This window comes from Streptomyces inhibens, assembly GCF_003389455.1.
GTDB lineage: Bacteria > Actinomycetota > Actinomycetes > Streptomycetales > Streptomycetaceae > Streptomyces > Streptomyces inhibens.
Window position 1 is genome coordinate 24,543 of record NZ_QUAC01000236.1, and the last position, 9,634, is coordinate 34,176.

Below are 9,634 nucleotides of genomic sequence, written 5' to 3' on the forward strand. Positions count from 1 at the left end.
GTTAACGAGGGTTCCCGTCAATGTACTGAGCGGTACGCGCCGGGTCACCGGCAAGCGGGTGTGATCGCGCGCACGTTGCGTAACCAGCCGTGTGAGCGGTGCACTGGAGCCATGCTGACGCGAATCGACCACATCGGGATCGCCTGTTTCGACCTCGACAAGACTGTCGAGTTCTACCGTGCCACGTACGGCTTCGAGGTGTTCCACTCCGAGGTCAACGAGGAGCAGGGTGTCCGGGAAGCCATGCTCAAGATCAATGAGACGTCGGACGGCGGCGCCTCGTATTTGCAGTTGCTGGAGCCGACCCGCGAGGACTCCGCGGTCGGTAAGTGGCTGGCCAAGAACGGTGAGGGCGTCCACCACATCGCCTTCGGTACCGCGGACGTGGACGGCGACTCCGAGGCCATCCGGGGCAAGGGTGTCCGGGTGCTTTACGACGAGCCCAGGAAGGGTTCGATGGGGTCACGGATCACCTTTCTGCACCCCAAGGACTGCCACGGTGTGCTGACCGAACTCGTCACCGCGGCGCCTCCCTCCGAGACGGACCACTGACCTTCACGTTCCCCGGCCGGTAGAGTGCAGCCTCGGCCGGGGTACGGGAGTGGGGCTCGGTCCATACTCTGCCGATGATCTGACACCATTTCTTCGGAAGGGTCAGCTCCGATGGGTGCCAGTCCGGTACGACGTGACGTGTACGGGACGAGCACTGCAGGAACGGAGACGGCCGCCACCATGACCAGGGGACGGATGGGACCGCGCAGTGCGGGGCAACGACCGCTACGAGGCTGACGACCACCTCTCGCAGTTCGAAGCCGAGATGGAGCGGCTGAAGACCGAGCGGGACAAGGCCGTCCAGCACGCCGACGATCTCGGCTATCAGGTCGAGGTGCTGCGCGCCAAGCTGCATGAGGCGCGCCGCAACCTCGCGACCCGCCCTGCCTACGACAACATCAGTCACCAGGCCGAACAGCTGCTGCGCAATGCGCAGATCCAGGCGGACCAACTGCGTTCGGACGCCGAGCGCGAGCTGCGCGAGGCGCGGGCACAGACCCAGCGGCTGCTGCAGGAGCAGGCCGAGCGGCAGTCCCGGCTGGAGGCCGAGCTGCACGCCGAGGCGGTCAGCCGCCGTCAGCGGCTCGACGAGGAGCTCAACGAGCGCCGGCAGACCGTCGAATCGCATGTCAACGAGAACGTCGCCTGGGCCGAACAGCTGCGCGCCCGTACGGAGTCGCAGGCCCGCCGGCTGATGGAGGAGTCCCGGGCGGAGGCCGAGCAGGCGCTGGCGTCCGCGCGGGCCGAGGCGCATCGGCTGGCGGAGCGGGCCCGTGAGCGGCTGGGCACCGAGGCCGAGGAGGCCCGTGCCGAAGCGGAATCCATCCTGCGCCGGGCGCGTACGGACGCCGAGCGGCTGCTGAACGCCGCCTCCAACCAGGCCCAGGAAGCCACCGATCAGGCCGAGCAGCTGCGTACCAGCGCCGGCTCCGAGGCGGAGCAGGCGCGCCGGCAGGCCACCGAGCTGACCCGCGCCGCCGAGGCCCGTATCCAGGAGGCGGATACGGCGCTGCGCGAGGCGCGCGCCGAGGCCGACAAGCTCGTCGAGGAGGCGCAGCAGAACGCCACCAAGCGGCTGTCGGCGGCCGAGTCGGAGAACGAGCAGCGCACCCGTACGGCCAAGGCGGAGATCGCGCGGCTGGTCGGCGAGGCCACCAAGGAGTCCGAGGCGCTCAAGGCGGAGGCCGAGCAACTGCGGGCGGATGCCCGCGCGGAGACCGAGCGGCTGATCGCCGAGGCGCAGGAGACCGCCCGGTCCAAGGTGGCGGAGGACTCCGCGGCGCAGCTGGCGAAGGCGGCGCGCACCGCCGAGGAGGTGCTGACCAAGGCGTCGGAGGACGCCAAGGCCACCACCAAGGCGGCCGCGGAGGAGGCCGAACGGCTGCGCAGCGAGGCCGAGGCCGAGGCGGACCGGCTGCGCGAAGAGGCGCATGACACCGCGGCGCAGCTCAAGGGCGCGGCGAAGGACGACACCAAGGAGTACCGCGCCAAGACCGTCGAACTCCAGGAGGAGGCACGGCGGCTGCGCGGTGAGGCGGAGCAGCTGCGGGCGGACGCGGTCGCCGAGGGCGAGCGGATCCGCGGCGAGGCCCGCCGGGAGGCGGTCCAGCAGATCGAGGAGGCGGCCGGTACCGCCGAGGAGCTGCTGGTCAAGGCCAAGTCCGATGCCGAGGAGACCCGTTCGGGTGCCGTCGCGGAGAGCGAGCGGGTGCGGACGGAGGCCATCGAGCGCGCCTCGTCGCTGCGCCGGCAGGCCGAGGACGCGCTGGAGCGGGCCCGTTCGGAGGCCGAGCAGCTGCTGACCGAGGGCGCCGAGGCCGCGGAGCTGGTGACCACCGAGGCCGACAAGGCCGCCGCGAAGCTGCGCTCGGAGGCCGAGGAGGCCGCGCAGGAGCGGCGCGCCGAGGCGCAGGCGGAGCTGGACCGGCTGCGCAGTGAGGCGGAGGAGCGGGTCACCGCCGCCGAGGAGTCGCTGCGCGAGGCCCGTGCCGAGGCGGAGCGGCTGCGCCGCGAGACGCAGGAGGAGGCGGCCCGGCTCAAGGCGGAGGCCGCGGAGCGGCGGCGGACGCTACAGCAGCAGGCCGAGGAGGAGGCCGAGCGGCTGCGTACGGAGGCCGCCGCGGATGCCTCGGCGGCGCGTTCCGAGGGCGAGTCGGTGGCCGTACGGCTGCGCAGTGAGGCGTCCGCCGAGGCGGAGCGGCTCAAGGCGGAGGCGCAGGAGACCGCGGACCGGGTGCGCGCGGAGGCGGCGACCGCCGCGGAGCGCACGGGTACGGAGGCGGCGCAGGCGCTGGCAGCGGCCCAGGAGGAGGCCGCACGGCGGCGCCGGGAGGCCGAGCAGCTGCTGGGCGAGGCCCGCGAGGAGGCCCACCAGGAGCGCACGGCGGCGCGCGAGCAGAGCGAGGAGCTGCTCGCGTCGGCCCGTACGCGGGTCGCCGAGGCGCAGGAGGAGGCCGCGCGGCTGGTCGAGGACGCGGACCGGCGGGCCGGCGAGCTGGTGGCGGCGGCCGAGCAGACCGCGCAGCAGGTCCGGGACGCGGTCGCGGGGCTGCACGAGCAGGCCGGTGAGGAGATCGCCGGACTGCGTTCGGCGGCCGAACACGCGGCCGAGCGCACCAAGTCCGAGGCGCAGGACGAGGCGGACCGGGTCCGCAAGGACGCCTACGAGGAGCGGGAGCGCGCCTCGCAGGACGCGGCGCGGGTGCGGCACGAGGCGCAGGAGGCGTCGGAGGCCGCGAAGTCCCTTGCCGAGCGAGCGGTTTCCGAGGCCATCGAGGAGGCCGAGCGGCTGCGTACGGAAGCGGCCGGTGTGCTGGACGAGGCGCGCCGGGACGCCAACACGGCGCGGACCGAGGCGGCGGAGCAGGCCGACCAGCTGGTGTCGGAGGCGACCGCGCAGGCGGAGAAGCTGGTCACGGACGCCTCGGCGAAGGCACAGCGGCTGCGTACGGAGGCCTCGGACGCGCTGGCCGCGGGCGAGCAGGACGCGGCGCGGGCCCGTGCGGAGGCGCGGGACGACGCGAACCGTATGCGCTCGGACGCCGCGGAGCAGGCCGATGCCCTGATCGCCGAGGCGCGTGCGGAGGCCGAACGGATCGTCACCGAGGCGACCGAGCTGACGTCGTCGGCGCAGGACGACGCGGACCGTACGGTCCGGGAGGCGCAGCAGGCCGCCGACCAGCTGCGTACGGAGGGCGAGCAGCAGGCGCGCGCCCTGGTGGCGGAGGCGACCGAGGCGGCAAACCGACTGCGGGCCGAGGCGGCCGAGGTGCTGGAGAGCGCGCGTACGGACGCGGAGCGCACCGGCGACCAGGCGCGCGAGGCGGCCAACAAGACGCGTTCGGACGCCGCGGAGCAGGCCGACCAGCTGATGTCGGAGGCGGCCACCGAGGCGCAGCGGCTGCGTACCGAGGCGGCGGAGACGACCGCGGACGCCGAGCGGGACGCGGACCGTGCCCGGGCCGATGCCCGGGAGCAGGCGGACCGGATGATCGCGACGGCCACCGCGGAGGCGGACCGGCTGCGGGCGGAGGCGGCCGACACGGTCACCGCCGCGCAGGAGCACGCCAACCGCACCCGTAACGAGTCCGCGAAGGTCAAGGAGGACGCCGAGGCGGCCGCCGAGCAGCTGCGCACGGAGGCCCAGCAGGAGACGGACCGGCTGCTCGACGAGGCGCGCAAGGACGCCGCCAAGCGCCGTGGGGACGCCGCGGAGCAGGCGGACCAGCTCGTCGCCAAGGCGCAGGAGGAGGCGCTGAAGGCGGCCACCGCCGCCGAGGAGCAGGCCGACACGATGGTCGGGGCGGCCCGCAAGGAGGCCGAGCGGCTCGTCTCGGAGGCGACGGCCGACAGCAATGCCCGGGTGGAGAAGGCCCGTACGGACGCGAACACACTGCTGGAAGAGGCCCGCGGCGACGCCACGGCCATCAGGGAGCGTGCCGAGGAGCTGCGGCAGCGGATCGAGTCCGAGATCGAGGAGCTGCACGAGCGGGCCCGCCGGGAGTCGGCGGAGACGATGAAGAACGCCGGCGAGCGGGTCGACAAGCTCATCGCGCAGGCCACGGCGCAGCAGGTGGAGGCCGAGGAGAAGGCCGACCGGCTGGTGTCGGACGCGAACAGCGAGGCGAGCAAGGTCCGGATCGCGGCGGTGAAGAAGGCCGAGGGTCTGATCAAGGAGGCCGAGAACAAGAAGGCCGAGGCGGTGCGCGACGCGGACCGGATGCGTTCCGAGGCCAAGACCGAGGCCGCCCGGATCGTGGACGAGGGCAAGCGGGAGCTGGAGGTCCTGGTGCGCCGGCGCGAGGACATCAACACCGAAATCTCCCGAGTTCAGGACGTTCTGGAAGCCCTGGAATCGTTCGAAACACCCGGCGGGGGCGGCGACGGCAAGGGCGGCGGGGTGAAGGCGGCCGCGGGGGCGGGTGCAACTCGTTCGAGTGGCAAGCAGTCTGAGGGGTAGCCACTCAAACGAGGGGTCATTCTCCAGATCTAACGGGCAATGACTCGTTGACACGCCGTTGTGACCCCTAGGATTCTCCTTATCACCTCACCGGTCTCTTTCGACAGGAACCCCATGAGCGACACTTCCTCCCCCTTCGGCTTCGAGCTCGTGCGGCGTGGGTACGACCGCGGTCAGGTGGACGACCGCATTACGAAGCTCGTCGCCGACCGCGACAGCGCGCTGGCCCGCATCACGTCGCTGGAAAAGCGGATCGAGGAACTGCACCTCGAAACGCAGAACGCCCAGGCGCAGGTCAATGACGCCGAACCGTCCTACGCGGGCCTCGGTGCGCGCGTGGAGAAGATCCTCCGTCTCGCCGAGGAGGAGGCCAAGGACCTGCGCGAGGAGGCCCGCCGCGCCGCCGAGCAGCACCGTGAGCTGGCCGAGTCGGCCGCCCAGCAGGTCCGTAACGACGCCGAGTCGTTCGCCGCCGAGCGCAAGGCGAAGGCGGAGGACGAGGGCGCCCGGATCGTCGAGAAGGCCAAGAGCGAGGCGTCCACGCTGCGCTCCGAGGCGCAGAAGGACGCGCAGTCCAAGCGCGAGGAGGCGGACTCCCTCTTCGAGGAGACCCGTGCCAAGGCCGCGCAGGCCGCCGCCGACTTCGAGACCAACCTCGCCAAGCGCCGTGAGCAGTCCGAGCGCGACCTGGCCTCGCGTCAGGCCAAGGCCGAGAAGCGCCTCGCCGAGATCGAGCACCGCGCCGAGCAGCTCCGCCTGGAGGCCGAGAAGCTGCGTACGGACGCGGAGCGCCGGGCCCGCCAGACGGTGGAGACTGCGCAGCGCCAGGCCGAGGACATCGTGGCGGACGCCAACGCGAAGGCGGATCGTATCCGCAGCGAATCCGAGCGCGAGCTGGCGGCGCTGACCAACCGCCGCGACTCGATCAACGCGCAGCTGACCAACGTCCGCGAGATGCTGGCGACGCTGACCGGTGCGGCGGTGGCCGCGGCCGGTGCCCCCGGCGAGGAGGAGCCCATCTCCCGCGGCGTCCCCGCCCAGCAGACCCGCTGAACCGCCGGCAGGTTCCGCCCCGTACGACCGCGCCCCCGTACCGCCCTCTGTGGCGGTCACGGGGGCGCTGTCGTACGGGGGGTCAGCCGGGCGGCCCCGCCCCGGTGGCAGGGGGCACCGGACGCGCCTAGCGTGCGGTACATGATCGAGCTCGTGGGGCTGACCAAGTATTACGGCGACAAGCTCGCCGTGGACCACCTCACCTTCACGGTGCGGCCCGGTATCGTCACCGGCTTCCTCGGCCCCAATGGTGCGGGCAAGTCGACGACCATGCGGATGATGCTCGACCTGGACAACCCGACCTCGGGGACGGTCCGGATCGACGGCAAGCACTACCGGCAGTTGCAGGATCCGCTGACGTACATCGGCGCGCTGCTGGAGGCGAAGGCGGTGCACGGGGGCCGCAGCGCCGCCAACCATCTGCTGTGTCTGGCGCAGAGCAACGGCATTGCGCGCAGCCGGGTCGCCGAGGTGCTGGACATGGTGGGGCTGAGCACGGTCGCCAAGAAGCGTTCGAAGGGGTTCTCGCTCGGTATGGCGCAGCGGCTCGGTATCGCCGCGGCGCTGCTCGGCGATCCGCAGGTGCTGCTCTTCGACGAGCCGGTCAACGGCCTCGACCCCGAGGGCATCCACTGGATCCGCAATCTGATGAAGAATCTCGCGGCCCAGGGCCGTACGGTCTTCGTCTCCTCCCATCTGATGAGTGAGATGGCGCTCACCGCGGACCATCTGGTGGTGATCGGACAGGGCCGGCTGATGGCCGACACCTCGATGAAGGACTTCATCCACCAGAACTCCCGGTCGTACGTCCGGATGCGGTCCCCGGAGCAGCAGCGGCTGCTGGACGTGCTGCACACCGCGGGCATCAACGCGGTGGCGGTCGGCAACGGCTCGCTGGAGATCGACGGGGTGCCCGCCGACCGGCTGGGCGAACTGGCCGCCGAGCACCGGCTGGCCCTGCACGAGCTGAGCCCTCAGCAGGCCTCGCTGGAAGAGGCGTTCATGCAGCTGACGGCCGAGTCGGTGGAGTATCACGCGCACGACGGCGATCCGGTACCGGCGCAGGCCGGTCTCTCGCCGCACACCCGGACCCCGGCAGAACCGCAGTCGGCCGGGGCAGCGCCGGGCGAGCCGCAGCCGACCGGCTGGGGCGCGGACTGGCAGAGGAAGAGGAGCTGACGGATGGCGGCGGTCGGGCAGGTCATTCGGTCCGAATGGACCAAGATCAGGTCGGTGCGGTCGACGGTGTGGACGCTGGGCATCGCCGTGGTGGTCACCGTCGTGCTGGGTGTGCTGATCTGCACCCTGGCCAGCAACGACTTCGACTCGATGCCGGTCAGGGACCGGCTTTCTTTCGACGCCACCAATATCAGCTTCGCGGGGATGGGCCTGGGGCAGCTGGCGATGATCGTCTTCGGGGTGCTGGTGGTCTCGAACGAGTACAGCACCGGCATGATCCGCGCCTCGCTGGCCGCCGTACCGCAGCGCGGCACCTTTCTGTTCTGCAAGCTGCTGGTGGCCACCGCTCTGGTCTTCGCCGTCGGCCTGGTGACCAGCTTCTTGACGTTCTTCGCGGGACAGGCGGCGCTGGGCGACCTCCGGGCGTACATCGGCGATCCCGGGGTGCTGCGGGCGGTGATCGGCGGCGGGCTCTATATGACGCTGATCGCGCTGTTCTCGATGGCGGTGGCCACGATGCTGCGCAGTCCGATGCTCTCGCTGGGCATCCTGATGCCGTTCTTCTTCCTGATCTCGAACATTCTGGGAAATGTCTCGGCGACCCGGAAGCTCGGCCGCTTTCTGCCGGACCAGGCGGGCTCGAAGATCATGCAGGTGGTCGCGCGGACCAACGACGATGTGCCGTACGGCCCGTGGGGCGGGCTCGGCATCATGATCGCCTGGACGGCGGCCGCGCTCATCGGCGGGTACGTCCTGCTGAAGAAACGGGACGCATGACCGCTGGACGTGCCCGTCACGTGGGGTGATCCTCACTTCCCTCCGTTTTGACGGGAACCGTCAACGGACCGATAGCCTCCTAACCCTCACGGGGGCACGAGGGCGCCTCTGCCCCGACCAATCTCGCGAGGGGCGGAGAATGATCGAGGCAGTCGGCCTGACAAAGCGCTATGGCGCCAAGACGGCCGTGTACAACCTGTCGTTCCAGGTACGGCCGGGCACGGTGACCGGCTTCCTGGGGCCCAACGGCTCCGGTAAGTCGACGACCATGCGCATGATCCTTGGCCTGGACGCACCGACCTCGGGGCACGCCACCATCGGTGGCCGGCCCTTCCGCAGCCTCCCCAACGCGCCCCGCCAGGTGGGCGCGCTGCTCGACGCCAAGGCCGTGCACGGCGGCCGCAGCGCACGCCAGCATCTGCTCTCGCTCGCCCAGCTGTCCGGCATTCCGGCCCGCCGGGTCGACGAGGTGCTCGGCGTGGTCGGCCTCCAGGAGGTCGCGGCGCGGCGCTCCAAGGGCTTCTCGCTCGGCATGGGCCAGCGCCTGGGCATCGCGGCGGCGCTGCTCGGCGATCCGCAGGTGCTGCTCTTCGACGAGCCGGTCAACGGTCTCGACCCCGAAGGCATCCTGTGGGTGCGCAATCTGATGAAGCAGCTGGCGGCCGAGGGCCGTACGGTCTTCGTCTCCTCGCATCTGATGAGTGAAATGGCGCTCACCGCCGAGCACTTGATCGTGATCGGCCGCGGGCAGCTGCTGGCGGACATGTCGGTCAAGGACTTCATCTCGGCCAACTCCGCCGATTTCGCCCGGGTCCGTACACCCGACACCGAGCCGGAGCAGCGCGAGAAGCTGACCGCCGCGATCGGTGAGGCGGGCGGTCAGGTCACGCCCGAGCAGGACGGTGCGCTGCGGGTGACCGGGCTGCCGCTCCCCCGTATCAGCGATCTCGCGCACGGGGCCGATGTCCGGCTGTGGGAGCTGTCGCCGCACCAGGCCTCCCTGGAAGAGGCGTACATGCGGATGACGCAGGGCGCCGTGGACTACCGCTCGACGGCCGACCCGCGGGCCGGTCTGCAGGAAGTCCCCGCCGGGTACGCCCCGCAGGGCGGCGCTCCGCAGGGGTACGCCGGCGGCCCGGGGTACGCCGGCGGCCCGGGGTACCCGGCCGGTCAGCCCGGGATGCCCGGCCAGGTTCCGGCCGGTGTCCCCGGCCAGGGGCAGCCGAATCCGTACGCCCAGCCCGATCCGTACGCCCAGCAGGCGCCCGGGGCCGCTCCGGGGCCCGGATATCCGCCGCCCGGACAGCCTCAGGGTCACCCGTACGGGGCACCCGCGTCGTACGGTGCGCCCCACCCTTACGGGCAGCAGCCCGCCGCGCCGATGCCGCCCGCGGCCCCCGCGCAGCCCGTGCCCACCGCCCCCGCCGCCATGCCCACGCCGCACAACGAGGACGCCCGATGACCAGCCCTCAGCAGCCGCAGCCCCAGCCGCAGCCTGAGCGCGGACCGCACGACACCGGCGCGCAGGAGCAGCCGGTGCCGCCCGCACCGCCGATGCCGCCCACCGCACCGCCCACCGCACCGCCGCAGCCGCCCGCCCAGGCCGCACCGGCC

The 9,634-nt window shown here is 71.9% G+C and carries 6 protein-coding genes; all 6 read left to right on the top strand.

Going from position 1 to position 9,634, the window contains the following annotated elements; genetic code table 11:
* The first annotated feature begins 111 nt into the window (after positions 1-111).
* The gene (gene mce / locus DY245_RS30290) at positions 112-552 is read left to right on the top strand and encodes a methylmalonyl-CoA epimerase (protein ID WP_128510391.1); all 441 of its coding nucleotides are present in this window, start codon (positions 112-114) and stop codon (positions 550-552) included.
* A 208-nt stretch (positions 553-760) separates the two neighbouring features.
* Positions 761-5,011, top strand: a complete 4,251-nt coding sequence (gene scy, locus DY245_RS30295; protein WP_128510392.1) for a polarized growth protein Scy — start codon at positions 761-763, stop codon at positions 5,009-5,011.
* Between the two features lie 114 nt (positions 5,012-5,125).
* Positions 5,126-6,064 carry a coiled-coil domain-containing protein gene (locus tag DY245_RS30300; protein WP_128510393.1) on the top strand — a complete coding sequence of 313 codons (939 nt, stop codon included), beginning with the start codon at positions 5,126-5,128 and terminating at the stop codon, positions 6,062-6,064.
* A 141-nt stretch (positions 6,065-6,205) separates the two neighbouring features.
* Entirely contained in the window at positions 6,206-7,243 is a 1,038-nt protein-coding gene (locus DY245_RS30305; protein WP_128510394.1) for an ABC transporter ATP-binding protein, read from the top strand.
* Between the two features lie 3 nt (positions 7,244-7,246).
* A complete protein-coding gene (locus tag DY245_RS30310) occupies positions 7,247-8,020 on the top strand; it encodes an ABC transporter permease (protein WP_128510395.1) in 774 nt (257 codons plus the stop codon).
* Between the two features lie 139 nt (positions 8,021-8,159).
* Entirely contained in the window at positions 8,160-9,482 is a 1,323-nt protein-coding gene (locus DY245_RS30315) for an ABC transporter ATP-binding protein (RefSeq protein ID WP_128510396.1), read from the top strand.
* Positions 9,483-9,634 lie beyond the last annotated feature (152 nt).